The following is an 18,166-nucleotide window of genomic DNA, read 5'->3' as shown; positions in this document are numbered from 1 at the left end:
TCCTACGGAGGAAAATCATGAATGTTCTTAGGCAACTGCAGGGCTTCTTTTGGGAGAAACGGAGTTATCTCTTTCTCTCCATTCTCTGTCTGGCGATTGCAACGGCGCTGGGACTTGTGTACCCGTACCTCTTGCAAGTCCTGATTGACGATGCGATCAAGATGGAGAACTTCGGCATGGTTCCGCAGCTGGCACTGACCGTATTGGGGGTTGTCATCCTCAAAGCCTCCATGCAGTTTCTGCACGGCTTTTTTGGAGGGAGGCTGGGCAACTACCTCGCCTACTCGCTGCGTAACGCCTGCTACGAAAAATTGCAATTTTTATCGTTCCGTTACTATGACACGGCACGCACCGGGGACTTGATGTCGCGGCTGACCGGCGATCTGGAAGCGATCCGGATGTTTATCGGCTTCGGCTTCGCACAGCTGCTCAATCTGGTGCTGATGGTCACCTTCGGGTCCATCATGATGTTCACGATCAGCTGGAAGCTGACGCTGATCACGCTTGTCGCGATGCCGTTTCTCGTCGTCGCCGCACTCAAATTCGAATCGAAAATTCATCCGGCGTTCCAGGAGATGCGGCTTGCGCTCAGCTCGCTGACCACGGCCGTACAGGAGAACATTACGGGTGTCCGCACGGTCAAGTCTTTCGCCCGCGAGCCGCATGAAGTCGAGAAGTTCTCGGAGCGCAACGAACGCTACAAGACGAATCAGATCTTTGCATCTTCCTTGTGGGCACGCTACTTCCCGATGATGGAGCTGTTCGCAAACATCAGCGTCGTTATATTGCTCGGCGTCGGAGGAAGCCTGGTCATTAACGGATCGATGTCGGTCGGACAGCTGGCGGCATTCTTTACCCTGATTTGGTACATCATTGGACCGCTGTGGGGGATCGGCTTCCATATCAACAACTATACGCAATCGAAGGCGTCCGGCGAACGGGTGCTGGAGCTTCTGAATCAGCCGATTGACGTGAAGGACCGCGAGAATGCCGTGGATTTGGTGCCTAGCGAAGTGAAGGGGCATGTCGAATTCAACGAAGTGACTTTCGCATACGGAAACAAAATGGCGGCTGTCAAAGACATTAATTTGAATGCGCCTCCAGGCTCGGTAATCGGCCTGCTGGGCGGAACCGGATCCGGCAAATCGACGATCATTCAGCTGCTTATGCACGCGTACAACGTGAACCAGGGGACCATCACGCTGGACGGCATCAATATTAATGACATCAAGGTGCGCAGCCTGCGAAGCCAGATCGCTACCGTATTCCAGGAGACCTTCCTGTTCTCGTCGAGCATTCGCAACAACATCGCTTACGGCATGAAAGACGTGAGCATGGAGGATATCATTCGGGCTGCAAAGCTGGCGAAGGCGCATGATTTTATTATGGAAATGAAGGACGGCTACGATACGATCGTAGGCGAGCGGGGCATGGGGTTATCCGGCGGCCAGAAGCAGCGGATCGCGATTGCCCGCGCCCTGCTGAAAAATCCAAAGATTCTGATACTGGACGATGCGACGAGCGCGGTCGATATGGAGACCGAGCATGAAATCCAATCCGGTTTCCAGGAAGTCATGAAGGGAAGAACGACCTTTATTATCGCCCACCGCATCTCCTCGCTGCGCCATGCCGACGAAATTCTCGTTCTCGACGAAGGCCGGGTCGTTCAGCGCGGCAAGCATGAGGAATTGATTGCAGTACCGGGGCCATACCAGGATGTATACAAAATACAATATGCGGACCTTATCGCGAGGCAGGCTCAAGCGGGAGGGAAGCAAGGGCAGGTGCAAGCATGAACGCCAACGTAAATACAGAACCCCATCATAGGAGAAAGGCTCCCAAGTCCGAACAGGACCCGGGGGCGAAGAACGAACGCTTTGTATACAAGGATGACGATGCGATCGAGAAACCGTTTAACTGGAAGCAGCTGACGCGGCTGATCTCGTACATGAAGCCTTACGCTAAGCAAATTTTGCCGCTGGTCGGGCTGATGATGATCATCGGAACGATCACGAAGCTGGCGATTCCTTTTCTGACAAGTCAGGCCATTGACCATGCCATCGAGCCGGAAAACGGAAGTCCGAGCCTGACGCTGCTCTATCAGATTACGATAGCCGTGCTGGCCATGTACGTGATTCAATGGATCGCAGGCATCTTCCGGATCAAGTACACGAATATTATCGGGCAGCGGGTCATTTACGATCTTCGCGCCGACTTGTTCAGGCACATTCAGCGGCTGTCCTTTAACTTCTTTGACAAACGGCCGGCAGGATCGGTGCTCGTGCGGGTGACGAATGACGTCAACTCGCTGCAGGATCTGTTCACGAACGGGGTCGTCAATCTGATCATCGACTGCGTTCAGCTCGTCGGCATTGTCGTTATTCTGCTCGTTATTAACTGGAAGCTCGGTCTTGCGGTAATCGTTACGGTGCCGATCATGTTCTTCATTTCCACGAAGCTTCGCGTACGGATCCGCCGGGCGTGGCAGGACGTGCGCATCCGGAACTCCCGCATCAACTCCCACTTGAACGAGTCGATTCAAGGGATCCGGGTGACCCAGGCATACACGCAGGAAGAAGAGAACATGAAGTTCTTCGATCATATGAACCTGGACAGCAAAAAGTCTTGGGATAAGGCCTCGGCCATGAACCAGTCCTTCGGTCCGCTGATTGAAATTACGGGCGGCTTCGGAACGCTGATTCTGTTCTGGCTCGGTGCAACGCTCATACAGCAAGAGGAGCTGACGATCGGTCTCTTGATCGCCTTTACCCAATATGTCGGAAACTTCTGGGAGCCGATCAACCGACTTGGTCAAATGTATAACCAGCTGCTGGTTGCCATGGCTTCCTCGGAGCGAATCTTCGAGTTTATCGACGAGAAGCCGAGCATCGATGATAAGCCGGGCGCAGTCAAGCTGCCGAAGATTCAAGGGGACATCAAGCTTGAGAACGTTGTGTTTGAATACGAGAAGGGCCGACAGGCGCTGAAAGGAATCAATCTGGACGTAAAGGCCGGGCAATCGATCGCCCTCGTCGGACACACCGGCTCCGGCAAGAGCACCATTATCAATCTGCTGAGCCGTTTTTACGACATTACGGACGGCAAGCTTACCATCGACGGCTATGATATTCAATCGGTCACGGTGGAGAGTCTGCGCAACCAGATCGGCATCGTGCTTCAAGATACGTTTATCTTCTCCGGAACGATTCGGGACAATATCCGTTTCGGCCGGCTGGATGCAACGAACGAGGAGATCGAGCAGGTGGCCAAAGCGGTCGGCGCTCACGAATTCATCGTTCAAATGCCGAGCGGCTATGACACCGAGGTCGAAGAACGCGGGAACATGCTGTCCATGGGTCAGCGCCAGCTGCTGTCCTTCGCCAGAGCGCTCCTTGCCGATCCGAGAATCCTGATTCTGGATGAGGCGACGGCGAGCATCGATACGGAAACCGAGCTCAAAATCCAGGAAGCGCTAAAAGTCCTGCTTAAAGGCCGCACCTCCTTCATCGTGGCGCACCGTCTCTCGACGATCCGGCATGCGGATCATATCGTCGTTCTGGACCACGGACGGATTATCGAGGAAGGGAACCATAACCAGCTTATGCAGAAGCAGGGAACCTATCATGGACTTATTGAAGCGCAATACCGCTTTTTGTAAAAACGTCTTAACAAAGGTTTAACAAAACCGACACAAATGTAAAAAAAATGTCGCCTGACACTTGCAATCTTCTTCATAAACTTACAAAATAGAAATAGAGTGATTCAAGAATTTCATAGAAGAAGGGAAGCATGAGGGTATAATGAGCATCGAAAGCGTATTGTCTGCGCCTGCACTGCTGATTCGAAACTTTGAGAAGAATGATTTGGAAGCTGTCACATCCTTGATGCGAGAACTGAATTATCCGACCACGCTGAATGTGATGCGTGAACGGATGGAGAACATGTCGTGCAATCCGCTGTACTGCAACATGGTTGCTGAATTGGACGGAACCGTCGTCGGCATGATCATGCTTCGTCAAGTCAAATCCTTCGTTATGACCGAACCGGTCACTCAAATTACTTCGGTTATTGTAACCTCAAGCTGCCGCCGCCAAGGCATTGGCAAACGATTAATTCAAGCTGCAGAAACTTGGGCAAGACAGCAGGGCAGCGACCTCTTGTTTCTCACGAGCGGCAACCGGGAAGAATTAGCCCCGGCACATGCATTTTATGAACATATCGGATTTGAAAAGGCAGGCTATCAGTTTAACAAAAAGCTGTAGCCGCATCCCTTTTGTTAACCCATCCCGGGCACGGGATGGGTTTTTTCTTGTTTGATCTGAAGGATTTCCAACAATTGTGCACTTGTCGCGGGTATCAATTATGTTACAATGTGTTCGTAGATGGTTACAAAAATGTTACCAACGCTTGATCCTCTGACACCAAGAACTCACCCTCTAGAATCTATGAGGATCAAGCGGCCCAACAACAAGACTACAGGAGATGATGAATTTCATGAATAAGCAATGGATGAAGAAAGTCGCAGGCGGCAGTATCGCCGCGGTAATGGCCGTAGGCATCATGCTTCCTACAACAGCTTCCGCTGCACCGGCTGAGAACAGCCATGTTGTAAGCTGGCAGCAAAAGATTCAGCAGTTTCTGGAGTCCCAAGGCTGGGAAGGACAGTTCAAATGGGTAACTCAAATGCCTCAGGCAGAAAAGCCTGAAACCTCGAAACCAGCGGTGCCTAAACCGGAAGCGTCCAAGCCGGAAGACGAGAAGCCGCAAACTCAGCAGCCTGCGGAGAAGCCGCAAACGAGCAAGCCGGAAACAAGCACGCCGGCGAAGCCGTCCGAACCATCCGGATCGACGGGCACGAGCGAGCAATCGAGCTTTGCTTCCCAAGTTGTCGAGCTCGTTAACCAAGAACGCGCGAAGGCAGGCTTGAAGCCACTTACCGTACATGCCAAGCTGACGACAGTTGCGCTGGATAAAGCGAAGGATATGAACAATAACAATTACTTCAGCCATACTTCCCCAACCTACGGCTCGCCGTTTGATATGATGAAAGCTTACGGAATCTCTTACGGCTATGCCGGCGAGAATATTGCTAAAGGCCAGCGTTCGCCGCAAGAAGTTATGGATGCATGGATGAACAGCCAGGGACACCGTGAAAATATTTTGTCTCCGAACTTTACGATGATCGGGGTAGGATACTACAACGGTTACTGGGTGCAAGAATTTATCAGCCAATAATACGGAATAATCTACAGGGGACTGTCCTGATCGCGAGAGCCTGCTCTTGCGTTTCGGGACGGTCTTTTTTTGGCTTTATGATTTGCAAATTTTTGAAAGAAGTTTTATGGTAGAGTACATGAGGATTTTTGCAGGGGGAGAGTCATGAGAACATCGTCATGGATATGGAGGATTACCGCTTGCGCCTCGGCATTGGCAACCATTGTGCTCGTCATTGGCTTTATATATGCATGGAATGATATCAACTATCCACAAGGAGAGCCTCTTGCAGCAGGGAGCGATTCGGGATCCGAATCACCCTCAGCGCCTGGTGCCGTGCCGGGGAATGGATCCGGGGCGGATCAGGAGGAGCAGGCGGGCAAGGACGAAGACACGACGACTGCACAGCCGCTGCCGGATCACCTGAACGTCACGGCGATCGGCGATTCTCTTGCCAAGGGAACGGGGGACAATACCGGGAGCGGGTTTGTCCGGCGGAGCATCGATCAGCTGAACGGTGACGGGCGATCGGCCAAGCTGCTTGCTAACTTGGCGATCAACGGGATGACAACCGAGGCGCTTCTGCCCAAGCTCGACGACAAAGGCATCCGTTACGCCCTGCAGCGGGCAAACGTAATCATGCTGTCGATCGGCGGCAACGATTTGTTTCAGAACAGCGGCCTTTTGAGCGAAGAGACCGACCCGGATGCGCTCGAGATCGACCCAGTCAAGCTGATGGCTTTGCTGCCTGAGGCCTCCGAGCGCCTGCAGTCGATTCTGCAGAAGCTTCGGGCGATTAATCCGGATGCCCGCATCATTTATGTCGGGCTGTACCACCCGTTCGCTGATTTGAAGGAATTGCAGATCCCGGGGAATATCGTTGTGTCGACATGGAATCATAGCGTAATGGAAATCGTGAATCAGGACCCGAATATGACGCTGGTCCCCACGTTTGATCTGTTTCAGCACAAGCTGGATGCCTATTTGTCATCCGACCATTTCCATCCGAATGGTGCGGGATATCAGGCCATTGCGGACCGGATCGTACAGGGCTTGAAGTAAAACGGGGATACAGGGAACCCATCGATTCATAGAAGGAGTTGGGGTCGCTTGAATGACCATTTCTCGGAAATCGTGTTATCTGTAAAGAATGTGACGAAGAAAATCGGACGAAAATGGATTATACATGATGTGACCTTCGACGTTCGCAAAGGGGAAATTTTCGGATTTCTTGGCCCGAACGGAGCGGGGAAGACGACAACGATTCGGATGCTCGTCGATCTGATCAAGCCGACCTCAGGAACGATCAAGGTGTGCGGCTATGATGTCAACCGGCAGCAGGAGCAGGCGCTGCGTCACATCGGTTCCATCGTTGAGAATCCCGAGATGTATTCTTTTCTGACCGGCTGGGAGAATCTCGAGCATTTTGCGCGCATGCAGCCGGGAATCGACCGTCAGCGGATCGCCGAAGTGGTGGATATTGTCCGGCTGGAACGGAGAATACATGATAAGGTAAGCACGTATTCGCTCGGCATGAGGCAGCGGCTTGGAATCGCACAGGCACTGTTGGGAAGACCGAAGCTGCTTATCCTGGACGAGCCGACCAACGGGCTGGATCCGAAAGGCATTAAGGAGATGCGCCATTTCATTCAACAGCTGGCGGAGGAAGGCCTCGCGGTATTCGTTTCAAGCCACCTGCTGAGCGAGATCCAGCTGCTGTGCGACCGGGTTGCCATCATTAGCGGAGGACGAGTTCTCGCCGTCGGCGAAGTCGATGCACTGATCTCCGGGAGCAACGATTATGTCGTATGGGAGCTGAAACCGGCTGCGCAAGGGAAGCGGATACTGTCGGGGCTGGAATACTGCGACATCGTGGAAGAGCCTGAGTCGGTGCTCGATGATAACCTGCTGGCAGGCATGTCGGCTGAGGCGATCGTAACGTGCATTTCTCCCGAGCATACCTTCCGCGCGGTCGAGCGGCTGGTTGCCTCAGGGGTAGAGGTTCGGGAAGTCCACCGCATGAATCCTACACTGGAGCAGCTGTTTCTCCAAATGACGGAGGGGGAGAGCCTTGAGTAACCTTGTCCCGTTGATACAGAACGAATGTTTGAAAATTATGAAAAGGAAGCGTTTTTACGTCGTCCTGCTCGTCCTGCTCGTTCTGGTGCCGATGTTTACCTATGCGCAGATGAAGGCGGCGGAGCGGAGCCAGGAGAAGTTCAACAGTGACTGGCGCCTGGAGCTTCAGCAGCGGATCACGGACAATGAAAACTCGCTCAGCAGCGATCGGGTGCCGGATGAATGGAAGAGATACCGGCAAATTTTTATTCAGCAAATGCAGTATTATTTGGAGCATGATGTGAATCCTAATCATCCAAACGGGGTTACCTTTACCCGGGAGTTCCTGAATAATGCGATATCATTATTCATTCCGCTATTGATTATGGCGATCGCATCGGATATCGTATCCGGAGAGCGCACGTCCGGAACGATCAAAATGCTGCTTACACGGCCGGTCAAACGGTGGAAAGTGCTTCTCAGCAAGCTGGTCGCCCTGCTGATGTTCGTGTCGTTGATCGTCTTATCAACGTTTATCATCGCCTATCTCATTTCGGGACTGGCTTTCGGATATAAAGGCTTTGACATCCCTGTATTTACGGGTTTTCGGATTGTCGGCTCGGAAGTGGATATGACCGGGGTGCATGCGGTGCCGCAGTGGATGTATCTGCTGATGCAAGGCGGCTTGGTTTGGTTTGTCGGCATTTGCGTGGCCATGCTGGCGTTCATGGTTTCGGTCCTTGTCCGGAGTACGGCAGCGAGCATCGTCATCATGATGGCCGCCCTGATCGCCGGCAATATACTGACCAATATGGCCTCTGCATGGAGCAGCGCAAAATATTTGTTTATGGTAAACCTGAATTTAACGGATTATTTGGCCGGCAATTTGCCCCCGATCGAAGGAATGTCGCTGAATTTCTCCCTTGCCGTACTGGCGGTCTGGGCAGTCTGTGCGGTGATCGTTTCATTCAGCGTCTTTACGAGAAGGGATATCTTGAATTAAAATGGACAAAGCACGAAACATTTGTTTGCATTTTTACGTGAGGATATTGCAAATATCCAAAGCACGGTTTCAATCCGCAATATATACACGAATTGGTTTGGTTCGTCTGTATATTGTACACTGGAGCGGCTGGATTCGAATTTTGCATGATCCTGACCGAAGCATTTAAAGCTTGGTGTAAACGGATGGCACAATGAAAAGAACTGAACATGATACGCGAAAATTTGAAGGAGGAGCATGAATGGTCGAACAGATCGATTTGTTTGCAGAGTCATCACCGAATGGCGGTGGAAGCCGTTCAGGATACGATGCTGACGACATTCAAGTGCTCGAAGGCCTTGTTGCGGTACGCAAACGGCCAGGCATGTACATAGGGAGCACAAGCTCGTCGGGCTTGCATCATCTAGTGTGGGAAATTGTAGATAACGCTGTCGACGAGCATTTGGCCAAGTACTGCTCGAGAATTGAACTTACATTGCATAAAGACGGGTCCGTTACCGTGTATGATAACGGACGGGGCATTCCGACCGGCATGCATAAGACCGGCATTCCGACGCCGCAGGTCGTATTTACGATCCTGCATGCGGGCGGCAAGTTCGGCGGCTCCGGATACAAGAAATCCGGCGGCTTGCACGGTGTTGGCGCGTCGGTAACGAACGCATTATCCGAGTGGCTGGAAGTGGAGATTTACCGGGAGGGCAAGATCCACCGCCAGCGTTTCGAATATTGGCAGGACAAGAAAGGGAAAGAGCATGTCGGAGAGCCGGTTACCGGACTTGAGGTGCTTGGCAACACGTCGAAGACCGGAACGAAAGTTACGTTCAAACCGGATGCGCGCGTTTTCTCTTCCGGCATCCAATTGAATTACGACACGCTTGCGGAGCGGCTGCAGGAGATTGCGTTCCTGAACTCGGGTCTTCGCATCGTCTTGAAGGATGAGCGCAGCGGGAACAGCGACGAGTTTTTCTACGAAGGCGGGGCCAGCCAATTCGTTCAGTTCCTGAACGAGGGCAAGGATGTGCTGCATGACGTCATCCATTTCTTTGCCGAGAAGGACGATATTGAGGTGGAAATTGCGCTTCAATATAACGCTGGTTATACGGAGACGCTGGCATCGTTCGTCAACTCGATTCCAACGCGCGGCGGCGGTACGCATGAGACCGGCTTCAAGACCGCATATACCCGCGTGATGAACGACTATGCCCGCAAGAATAATCTGTTGAAGGAAAAGGATAAGAACCTTGAGGGCAACGATCTGCGGGAAGGCATGATGGCCGTCATCAGCGTGAAGATGGCCGAGGTGGAATTCGTCGGGCAGACGAAGGACCAGCTCGGGAGCGCTTCGGCGCGCAGTGCGGTTGACAGCATCGTCACCGAGAAAATGCAAATCTTCCTCGAGGAGAATCCCCAGGTTGCCCAGACGCTGCTCAGGAAGGCCATCCAGGCTTCGAAGGCTCGCGAAGCGGCGCGGAAAGCCCGGGATGAAATGCGAAGCGGCAAGAAGCGGAGCGAAAGCTCGAATCTTGGCGGCAAGCTGACGCCGGCGCAGTCGAAGGATTTCTCAAGAACCGAGCTGTTCATCGTCGAAGGCGATTCGGCAGGCGGTTCGGCGAAGCAGGGGCGCGATTCGAAGATCCAGGCCATCCTGCCGCTTAAAGGAAAGCCGATGAATCCGGAAAAATCAAAGCTGGCCGACATTTTGAAGAATGAAGAGTACCGGGCCATCGTTTCGGCGATCGGCTCAGGAATCGGCAATGAATTTTCCTCGGCGGACAGCAATTATTCCAAGATCATTATCATGACGGACGCGGATACGGACGGCGCCCATATTCAAGTGCTGCTGCTGACGTTCTTCTACCGGTACATGAAACCGCTGATCGACGAAGGCCGTGTCTACATCGCACAGCCTCCGCTGTATAAAATCGCCAGCAAATCCGGCAAACTGGAAACGGTCCGTTATGCTTGGACCGAAGAGCAGCTTGCGAACTACTTGAAGGAATTCAAAAATTACGAGCTGCAGCGTTATAAGGGACTTGGCGAGATGAATCCGGAGCAGCTGTGGGAAACGACGATGAATCCCGAGACGCGGACGCTGCTACAAGTGCAGATCGAGGATGCGGCCAAGGCGGAAAGACGTGTATCAACCCTGATGGGAGATAAGGTCGATCCCCGCAAACGTTGGATCGTAGAGAACGTTAATTTTGCGGAGTTTGAGGAATAGAAGGTGGAAGCATGAGTTTATCTGAACAATTTTTGCCGGCTTACCTGGAAGAGGTTGTAGGGGACCGCTTCGGCCGGTATTCGAAATATATTATTCAGGACCGGGCGATCCCCGATGTTCGCGACGGCCTGAAGCCGGTTCAGCGCCGCATTTTGTATGCGATGTACGACTCCGGCAACACGCCGGACAAGCCCTACCGCAAATCCGCCAAGACCGTCGGTGACGTCATGGGTAATTATCACCCGCACGGTGATTCGTCCATTTACGAGGGTATGGTCCGGATGGCCCAGCCTTGGAAGATGGGGCATGTACTGGTCGACGGACATGGCAACTGGGGCTCCCAGGACGATGACCCGGCTGCAGCGATGCGTTATACCGAGGCGCGGCTCTCGCCGATCGCGATGGAGCTTCTGCGCGATATCGAGAAGCGGACCGTGCTGTTCAAGGATAATTTCGACAATACGGCGAAGGAACCGGTCGTTCTGCCGTCCCGGTATCCGAATCTGCTTGTCAACGGGGCAAGCGGAATCTCGGCGGGCTTTGCGACGGAGATTCCGCCTCACAACTTGCGGGAAGTAATCGATGCCTGCATTGCGGTCATGCAAAAGCCCGAGATCGAGCTGTCGGAAATTATGACCTTTATCAAGGGACCGGACTTTCCGACAAGCGGCATCATCATGGGCGGCGAAGGGATCCTGGATGCCTACCGCACCGGCAAAGGCCGCGTTTACCTTCGCTCCAAGACGGAGATTGAATCGCTTCGCGGCGGCAAGCAGCAGATCGTCATTACGGAGATTCCGTATCAAGTCGTCAAGTCGAGACTGGTTACCGCGATGGAAAACATCCGGCTGGAGAAGAAGGTTGAGGGCATTGCCGAAGTGAGAGACGAGAGCGGACGCGAAGGGCTCCGCATCGTGGTTGAGCTGAAGAAGGACGCCGATGCGAACGGCATTCTTGCTTATTTGTTCAAGAAAACCGATCTGCAGATTACGTACAATTTCAATATGGTTGCGATCGTAAACAAAACCCCTCAACAGCTGGGCCTTAAAGCGATGCTGGAGGCATACATTGAGCACCAGCGCGAGGTCGTCACGCACCGAACGCAGTATGAGCTGGAGAAGGCGGAGGACCGGGCTCATGTATTGGAGGGCCTGGTTAAGGCGCTGAACATTTTGGATGAGGTCATCGCGGCGATCAAAGCATCCAAGAACCGCCAGGATGCACAGAATAACCTGCAGTGGATGTTCGGCTTTACGGAGCGCCAGGCGGACTCTATTCTAACTTTGCAATTATATCGCCTAACGAATCTTGAGATCCATTCGCTGCAAAAAGAGCTGGACGAGCTCATGAAGAAAATCGACAACCTGCGCGGCATTCTCGCCAGCGACAAAAAGCTGATCGGGGTAATCCGCAAGGAGCTGCTCGAAATTCGCGAGAAATACGGTGTGGACCGCCGCTCCGTCATCCAGGAAGAAGTGGAAGAGATCAAGGTGAATCTCGAGGTGCTCGTCAATGCGGAGGACGTGCTTGTTACGATGTCCCATGACGGGTACATTAAGCGGACCAGCATGCTCTCCTTCACCCGAAGCGGTGGCGAGCTGGAGAGCTCTGGTATCAAGGAAGGGGACCACATCACCCGTTTATTCGAAGTGAACACGCTGGACAACCTGCTGCTGTTCACAAGCCGCGGGCAGTATTTCCTGCTGCCGGTTCACCAGATACCGGAATATAAGTGGAAGGATGCCGGAACGGCGATCGTCAATGTCATCCAGCTTCCGAAAGAGGATTCGATCGTATCCGTCATTCCGGTAACGAATTTCGAAGAGCCTGGAAAATCGCTCGTCTTCGTTACCCGAAAAGGGCAGGTGAAGCGAACCGAGCTGAAGGATTATGTCACCAAACGATCAGGAGCCGTCGCCGCAGCGAAAGTCGCAGCGGATGACAGCGTCATCCAGGTCGTGATGAGCGACGGAACGAAGGATATTGTGCTCATCTCCAAAGACGGCATGAGCATTCGCTTCAAGGAGCAAGAGGTGAACCCGATGGGACGCGTGTCCGGGGGCGTCCGGGGGATCCAGCTCCGTGAAGGGGACGAGGTGGTTTCCGCCCTGTGGGTGGAAGAGGATGAAGGCGAAATCTTGACGATTACCGATCTCGGTTACGGCAAACGAAGCCTGCTGATTGATTATCCGGTCCAAAGCCGAGGCGGCAAAGGAATCGCTACATTCGAGTTCAAGGAAGGCAAGCGGGTGAAGCCGAACGGCAGCGCCATCGCCGGAGCATTCTATTGCAGAGAACCGATCGATATTACCGCCTACGCTGATGACGGGCAAGCCTATCCGATTCATTCCGAGAAGGTTCCGATCGCTGAACGGAAATCGACAGGCAAGCTTCTGGCCGATGTCGGCAAAAAAGGACAGATTGTGAGTCTGGTCCATTTGCCTAACAACGGACAGGACAAAGAAGTTTAGTTTCGCTAAGCTTATGATGTGGACAAAGCATCCCTTGCGGGTCACATGTGCGTCTCTATGCGCAAGTGCGATTCGTGAAGGGATGTTTTTAATATTTTGATTTGAAGCACCGAGCGCACCTAGGGAGTATGGACAGGGGATAACTAGATAGCGGAAAAGTTACTCGCTGTGGCTTTTAATTTATACTTTTTGACATATGTCTTGCCATGTCGAAGGAATGTGATTATTGATAAATGCCGTCATACCAAGGCTGGTGGGTTTTGTCGCATCGTTGGAAATTATATTTTTTAACGAAAAAAGAAGGATATTGGTAGGCGATCCGCGAACAATTAATCCAATAAACGACTTAGGAGAGTTGGCAGCCCGCACCTAACAACCGGCGGTCCATGGAGATGAGATGCAGATATCGAATGATTTCGAATCAGGTTCGATCAGACATAGCAGAAGGGATGGATGAACATGCATACTGCTGAATTCGCGAAGGTATGGTCCAAGCTGGCCAAGGATTATAAGCTTCATATGGAGGCCGGACTGGCGCCTACGTTGACCGAAGCGCAATTGACCGTGCTGGAGGTGCTTCAGGAACAGGAGCGGATGAAGCCCTCGGATTTTATCCCGTATATGGCCACCAGTCCGGCTGCGGTCACGATGCTTCTTGATCGCATGGAGAAGAATGGCTTGATCAAGCGGGAGCGTGATGAGCATGATCGGCGCATTGTGTGGGTTACAATTTCTTATAAAGGAAACGAGGAATACAGCCGGGGCATGCGGGTGCGGGATGAGTATTTGTCACAGGTGTTGAATCGCATTTCATCGCATAATCAGCAGCTGCTGGTATATTTGCTCGGTAAGATCAGCACGTCTCCGCAGGAAGCTTTAGTGGAGGTTTAGCGGCTAGCCTATCATTCGGATGATGCTATCATCCGGATGATCCTCACGCCGGCTGAAATGAAAGCAGCCCCACCCGTGTCGAGCCGAAAACGGTTCGCGAATGGGGGGCTGCTTCTTTTTTGCGCTATGCGCTGCCAGATTTTACTCTAGCAGGCCATTTAGCATCCATTATTTCAGGAGCCATAAAGCAGGGACATTGGCTGGCTCCCAGCCCGGAAGAGACGTATGGGCCTGGCGGCATTCATACGTTCTCCCGTCATAGGTTACAAGCGCCCCCTGCTGATAGGAGGTATTTGGAGCCCATGCAGGGACTTCCGGTGCCGACCCGTCCAGCGTCGTTACCTCCAGCGCATTGCTGGCGGCCGATACATTGCCGGCAGCATCGCGTGCTTTCACGGTAAACGTATAGGCTGTACTCGGCGTCAGGCCGGTGACCGTGTAGCTGAGGGCGGTGCCGGAAACGGTCGTAACCAAAGCGACTCCGCGGTAGACTTCATAGCCGGTTACACCGACATTGTCGGTTGCCGCATTCCATGCCAGCGATACGCTGGTCGATGTAAAGCCGGCGGCTCTCAGATTGGCTGGTGCGGAAGGAGCCTGCGTGTCGGGGAGCGGATCGCTTGTCGAGGCGGTCAGCGGAGCGCTTGCGGCCGAGACGTTGCCTGCCCCGTCGTGCGCCTTCACGGTAAACGTATAGGAGGTTCCTGCTTGTAACCCCGTAACCGTATGGCTCAGGGTAGTCCCGGATACCGTGGCGACCCGGGAGGAGCCTTGGTAGACTTCATAGCCGGTTACACCGACATTGTCCGTTGAGGCGTTCCAAGCGAGCGAGATAGAACTGCTGGTCGCTCCGGTCGACCGAAGGCCGGTCGGGACGCTCGGAGGCTGTGTATCCTGATTGCCACCGCCATTGTTCAAATTCACGTCGATGACGTTATAGAAGGCGTTGCCCGTATCGGCGATTTCCCATACGGCGAGAATCAGATAGTAGCCGCTGCGGTCGTTCGGAACGTTGCATGTATGCGTTACCGTGTTCGGCGGTCTTTTGCCTCCGTCATTGAAGGAGCAGAACAGCTCAAGATCGGCTCTTGCCAGCGGCTTGTTGGAATCCCAGCCCTTCTTCGTAATATAATACTTCCAATCGGATGTCGCATGCGGGGCAGTCAACACCCATTTAAAAGTGTTCGGACCGCCGTTCATGTTCACTTTGCTCCAGCGGGTCGGGGTTTGCTCATAGAGCTCGGTAAATATGCCTGCGCCCGTGATTTGCCCGTCAGCCGGTCCGCCCGTCGGGAAATTTCCTTTCCCTTCCAGGGACTGCGGTTCATAAATAATCCGGCCGCAATTTTTATTCTCGCCGAGCTTGCATTTGTAGGCACGACTGGCAGGCGATTCAATATAGCCATGTGCGGATGCAGTATTCGCCGTGATGACCATCACGAGGAAGAACAGCAGCAAACTTCCGAGAAAAATCCACAGCGGTTTCAACGACAGGCGGCGTGAGGCTTGAACGTGAACGTTTTGAATCATGAAAATCCCTCCTTCAACATGTGTACTTCTTTATGAATAGTCTGGTTGCAAGCTTCAGCCATTCTTAGGTCATGTGCAGCGCTTTGATAACGACCAACGATGCAAATGACAGGCTGACTTCGGATCTCTCACCTCCTTAAAAATTGAATTCTATATAAACTCAAAGGGAATGAGTTTATACCATGATTGTACAAATTAACTAAATAATGTTAAACTATTCTGATTACTATTCTTCGGTATTCCTCGGGTCGTGTAAAGGATAATATTGTATTTTTGAGGGATAAAATATTTGAGTCTGATTGGGTGGCCATATATAAAGACGAGATCCGCTTCGAAGTGAGCAGCGGATCTCGTCTTTTATGTCCAGCATGGAAAGCCGTTGGTCATGCTGTTGGTTATCATCAAATATTTCTTGTCCAACGATTCAAACGAAAGGAAATGAGCTTGATAGAGCTCCTTCTTACGATCATTGGCTTTGGAGCGTTCGCATCAACGCATCCATGGAGAACTGGGACCATGGATGAACGGCAGGAGGCGTCGATAAAATATTAATCTCGTCTTTGGTGGTAGGGTGGGGGAATCCGACCCGTACAGACCAGAGCGCAATTTGCTGCCCGGCTTGATTCACCTTGCTGCCGTATTTTTGATCCCCATAGAGGGGGGTTTCCGCATGGCTGAATTGCACGCGGATTTGATGCGGCCGGCCCGTGTGCAGCTCGATCAGCACAAGACTTAGGCCATTCTTGGATTCAAGGACGGTGTAATCCAATAGCGCTTCCTTCGCTCCATCCGTGCCTTTGGGAACGACCCGGACCGTGTTTGTCTTCGTATCCTTCAACAGGTAATCGTGAAGCCTTCCGGAAGGCTTTGACGGTATACCGTGAACGATGGCCGCATACTGCTTATGAAAGTTCCTTGAGCGGACGGCTTCCGATAAACGGGAGGCTGCCTTGGAGGTTTTGGCAAACACCATGGCTCCTCCGACCGGACGGTCCAAGCGGTGCACCAATCCCAGATACACATTGCCCGGTTTGTTGTACCGTTCTTTGATGTCCTGCTTCAGGATGGTCAGCATATCGGGATCGCCCGTAGCATCCTCTTGGGACGGCACATTGACCGGCTTGGCTACACCGAGCACATGATTATCCTCGAAGAGAATCGGTACGCTCGGGTGCACGCGGTTAGAATCCCGGTTACTCATCGCATCAGGACTCCCATCTGCCGAGAATGCCGCATGGGAGGTTCAGTCCGGAGCGTGTGATCGGAAGACCGATTTCACCGGCGCTGATCGTACCGCCATACTTGGGCTTCATCGTCATGGAGAGCATATTGTGCAGAACGGTCGGTGAAATGCCGGTCGTATAGGAATTGATCAGCATAAACAGCGGCTGATCGGAGACGATGCTCATGCAGCTTTCGAGGAACGGGTACAGGCTCTGCTCAAGCTTCCATGTTTCGCCTCCCGGTCCGCGGCCGTAGGACGGCGGGTCCATAATGATCGCATCATATTTGTTGCCGCGGCGCTGTTCCCGCTGCACGAATTTAAATACATCATCGGTGATGTACCGAATCGGCTTATCGGCAAGGCCGGATAGAGCGGCATTTTCTTTTGCCCACTGGACCATGCCCTTCGCCGCATCGACATGCACGACCTGGGCGCCGGCATAGGCTGCCGCTACGGTTGCACCGCCGGTGTATGCGAATAGATTAAGCACCCGAATCGGCCGCTTGGCCGCTTGGATTTTGTCCATCATCCAGCGCCAGTTCGCCGCTTGCTCCGGGAACAGGCCCGTATGCTTGAAGTTCGTCGGCCGGATGTGAAATTTTAATTGATCATAGGAGATCGTCCAGCGTTCCGGCAGCTGCTTCTTCATCTCCCACTGGCCGCCTCCGGACGAGCTGCGGTGGTAGTGGCCGTGCACGTTCCGCCATAATCCGTCCTCCCGTTCGATAGGCCAGATGATCTGCGGATCCGGGCGCCGAAGAATAACATCGCCCCAACGCTCCAGCTTCTCGCCGCCGCCGGTATCAAGAACCTCGTAGTCTTGCCAATCCTGAGCTACATACATGTTGAAATCCATCCTTCAAATAGTCATTTAGATTTTATTGTACAACAAACCGGAAGCCGAATGCCACCTAGTACAGCCGGTGAGCGTGAAGGGATAGTGCTTGCTTTTACGGCCTGCTGGAATAGACGGCGCGATCCTGTCCGGTGCGCGGCTTCCGTGCTTTTTTTAGCCGAGTCCTTCGAATGAAGAGTGGAAACGAAATTCCCCCTGCATCGATTCAAGAGCGCCTCGTTGAAGCTCTGCTACCATAAAGACCTCGTCGGGCACCGTAAATTGGCGGATCTCGAAGCCGTGGGCTCTGGCCTGAACAAAGCCAAACCGCGGGTAATAGTCCTTGTGGCCGAACAAGAAGACGAGCGGATAACCGTGTGCGCCGCATCGTTTCTTGCCTTCTGCGATAAGCTGTCGGCCGACGCCCCGCTTCTGGTATTCGGGAAGAACCGCAAGCGGTCCGAGGGCGGCCACCTTATGCATCGTCCCCCCGTCATCCAAGGTGGCAGGACTGAACATAATATGGCCGACCACGATGCCGTCATCTTCAGCAACGATGGATAGCTCGGGGTCTATTTCGGGATCCTTGCGCAGCCGTTCCATTAATATTATCTCCTGCTGGCCGCCAAAGGCGCGCAGCAGAAGCTGGTGGACGCTTTCGATATCGCCTTTGTTCTCCGTTCGAATCATCATATCAAAATCTCTCCCTATCAGCGTT

At 52.9% G+C, this 18,166-nt stretch carries 14 protein-coding genes; 10 read left to right on the top strand and 4 right to left on the bottom strand.

Annotation, left to right across the window (positions count from 1 at the left end; translation table 11 throughout):
* Positions 1 to 17: 17 nt before the first annotated feature.
* The 10 genes from NST44_RS24505 to NST44_RS24460 all read left to right on the top strand — a co-directional run bounded on the left by NST44_RS24505 (position 18) and on the right by NST44_RS24460 (position 13,858).
* Positions 18 to 1,796 (top strand): ABC transporter ATP-binding protein, encoded by a 1,779-nt coding sequence (locus NST44_RS24505; protein ID WP_007129900.1) that lies wholly within the window; start codon positions 18 to 20, stop codon positions 1,794 to 1,796.
* Complete coding sequence (locus NST44_RS24500; RefSeq protein ID WP_007129901.1) at positions 1,793 to 3,658, top strand: ABC transporter ATP-binding protein; 1,866 nt, start codon at positions 1,793 to 1,795, stop codon at positions 3,656 to 3,658. Before NST44_RS24505 ends, NST44_RS24500 begins: the two co-directional genes overlap by 4 nt.
* Before the next feature lie 142 nt (positions 3,659 to 3,800).
* On the top strand, positions 3,801 to 4,262 hold the full coding sequence (locus NST44_RS24495; protein ID WP_007129902.1) for a GNAT family N-acetyltransferase: 462 nt from the start codon (positions 3,801 to 3,803) through the stop codon (positions 4,260 to 4,262).
* Positions 4,263 to 4,494: 232 nt separating this feature from the next.
* Positions 4,495 to 5,235 carry a CAP domain-containing protein gene (locus NST44_RS24490; RefSeq protein ID WP_007129903.1) on the top strand — a complete coding sequence of 247 codons (741 nt, stop codon included), beginning with the start codon at positions 4,495 to 4,497 and terminating at the stop codon, positions 5,233 to 5,235.
* 144 nt (positions 5,236 to 5,379) lie between these two features.
* On the top strand, positions 5,380 to 6,276 hold the full coding sequence (locus tag NST44_RS24485) for a GDSL-type esterase/lipase family protein (protein WP_007129904.1): 897 nt from the start codon (positions 5,380 to 5,382) through the stop codon (positions 6,274 to 6,276).
* A gap of 48 nt (positions 6,277 to 6,324) precedes the next feature.
* Entirely contained in the window at positions 6,325 to 7,293 is a 969-nt protein-coding gene (locus NST44_RS24480) for an ABC transporter ATP-binding protein (RefSeq protein WP_007129905.1), read from the top strand.
* Positions 7,286 to 8,275, top strand: coding sequence for an ABC transporter permease (locus tag NST44_RS24475; protein ID WP_007129906.1), 990 nt, complete (start codon positions 7,286 to 7,288; stop codon positions 8,273 to 8,275). Before NST44_RS24480 ends, NST44_RS24475 begins: the two co-directional genes overlap by 8 nt.
* 241 nt (positions 8,276 to 8,516) lie before the next feature.
* A complete protein-coding gene (parE, locus tag NST44_RS24470) occupies positions 8,517 to 10,496 on the top strand; it encodes a DNA topoisomerase IV subunit B (RefSeq protein WP_007129907.1) in 1,980 nt (659 codons plus the stop codon).
* A gap of 11 nt (positions 10,497 to 10,507) precedes the next feature.
* Positions 10,508 to 12,967 carry a DNA gyrase subunit A gene (gyrA, locus tag NST44_RS24465; RefSeq protein WP_007129908.1) on the top strand — a complete coding sequence of 820 codons (2,460 nt, stop codon included), beginning with the start codon at positions 10,508 to 10,510 and terminating at the stop codon, positions 12,965 to 12,967.
* Positions 12,968 to 13,426: 459 nt separating this feature from the next.
* The gene (locus NST44_RS24460; protein ID WP_040738635.1) at positions 13,427 to 13,858 is read left to right on the top strand and encodes a MarR family winged helix-turn-helix transcriptional regulator; all 432 of its coding nucleotides are present in this window, start codon (positions 13,427 to 13,429) and stop codon (positions 13,856 to 13,858) included.
* A gap of 168 nt (positions 13,859 to 14,026) precedes the next feature.
* On the opposite strand, the gene NST44_RS24455 is transcribed toward NST44_RS24460, so the two are convergent.
* The 4 genes from NST44_RS24455 to NST44_RS24440 all read right to left on the bottom strand — a co-directional run bounded on the left by NST44_RS24455 (position 14,027) and on the right by NST44_RS24440 (position 18,141).
* On the bottom strand, positions 14,027 to 15,388 hold the full coding sequence (locus tag NST44_RS24455) for a lytic polysaccharide monooxygenase (protein ID WP_007129910.1): 1,362 nt from the start codon (positions 15,386 to 15,388) through the stop codon (positions 14,027 to 14,029).
* A 466-nt stretch (positions 15,389 to 15,854) separates the two neighbouring features.
* Positions 15,855 to 16,589, bottom strand: a complete 735-nt coding sequence (locus NST44_RS24450; protein ID WP_007129911.1) for an RluA family pseudouridine synthase — start codon at positions 16,587 to 16,589, stop codon at positions 15,855 to 15,857.
* A gap of 4 nt (positions 16,590 to 16,593) precedes the next feature.
* Positions 16,594 to 17,457 carry a class I SAM-dependent methyltransferase gene (locus tag NST44_RS24445; RefSeq protein WP_007129912.1) on the bottom strand — a complete coding sequence of 288 codons (864 nt, stop codon included), beginning with the start codon at positions 17,455 to 17,457 and terminating at the stop codon, positions 16,594 to 16,596.
* A 165-nt stretch (positions 17,458 to 17,622) separates the two neighbouring features.
* Entirely contained in the window at positions 17,623 to 18,141 is a 519-nt protein-coding gene (locus NST44_RS24440) for a GNAT family N-acetyltransferase (protein ID WP_007129913.1), read from the bottom strand.
* Positions 18,142 to 18,166 lie beyond the last annotated feature (25 nt).

The organism is Paenibacillus sp. FSL W8-0919 (assembly GCF_038003785.1).
In the GTDB taxonomy this organism is placed as follows: domain Bacteria; phylum Bacillota; class Bacilli; order Paenibacillales; family Paenibacillaceae; genus Paenibacillus_AQ; species Paenibacillus_AQ lactis.
This window is presented reverse-complemented; position numbering and strand designations above follow the sequence as displayed.

Excerpts from the sequence above, each read along its gene's own strand:
- NST44_RS24440 (WP_007129913.1), bottom strand. The coding sequence starts at position 18,141 with ATGATGATTCGAACGGAGAACAAAGGCGATATCGAAAGCGTCCACCAG.
- NST44_RS24490 (WP_007129903.1), top strand. The coding sequence starts at position 4,495 with ATGAATAAGCAATGGATGAAGAAAGTCGCAGGCGGCAGTATCGCCGCG.
- parE (WP_007129907.1), top strand. The coding sequence starts at position 8,517 with ATGGTCGAACAGATCGATTTGTTTGCAGAGTCATCACCGAATGGCGGT.
- NST44_RS24485 (WP_007129904.1), top strand. The coding sequence starts at position 5,380 with ATGAGAACATCGTCATGGATATGGAGGATTACCGCTTGCGCCTCGGCA.
- NST44_RS24505 (WP_007129900.1), top strand. The coding sequence starts at position 18 with ATGAATGTTCTTAGGCAACTGCAGGGCTTCTTTTGGGAGAAACGGAGT.
- NST44_RS24455 (WP_007129910.1), bottom strand. The coding sequence starts at position 15,388 with ATGATTCAAAACGTTCACGTTCAAGCCTCACGCCGCCTGTCGTTGAAA.
- gyrA (WP_007129908.1), top strand. The coding sequence starts at position 10,508 with ATGAGTTTATCTGAACAATTTTTGCCGGCTTACCTGGAAGAGGTTGTA.
- NST44_RS24500 (WP_007129901.1), top strand. The coding sequence starts at position 1,793 with ATGAACGCCAACGTAAATACAGAACCCCATCATAGGAGAAAGGCTCCC.
- NST44_RS24460 (WP_040738635.1), top strand. The coding sequence starts at position 13,427 with ATGCATACTGCTGAATTCGCGAAGGTATGGTCCAAGCTGGCCAAGGAT.
- NST44_RS24495 (WP_007129902.1), top strand. The coding sequence starts at position 3,801 with ATGAGCATCGAAAGCGTATTGTCTGCGCCTGCACTGCTGATTCGAAAC.
- NST44_RS24445 (WP_007129912.1), bottom strand. The coding sequence starts at position 17,457 with ATGTATGTAGCTCAGGATTGGCAAGACTACGAGGTTCTTGATACCGGC.
- NST44_RS24450 (WP_007129911.1), bottom strand. The coding sequence starts at position 16,589 with ATGAGTAACCGGGATTCTAACCGCGTGCACCCGAGCGTACCGATTCTC.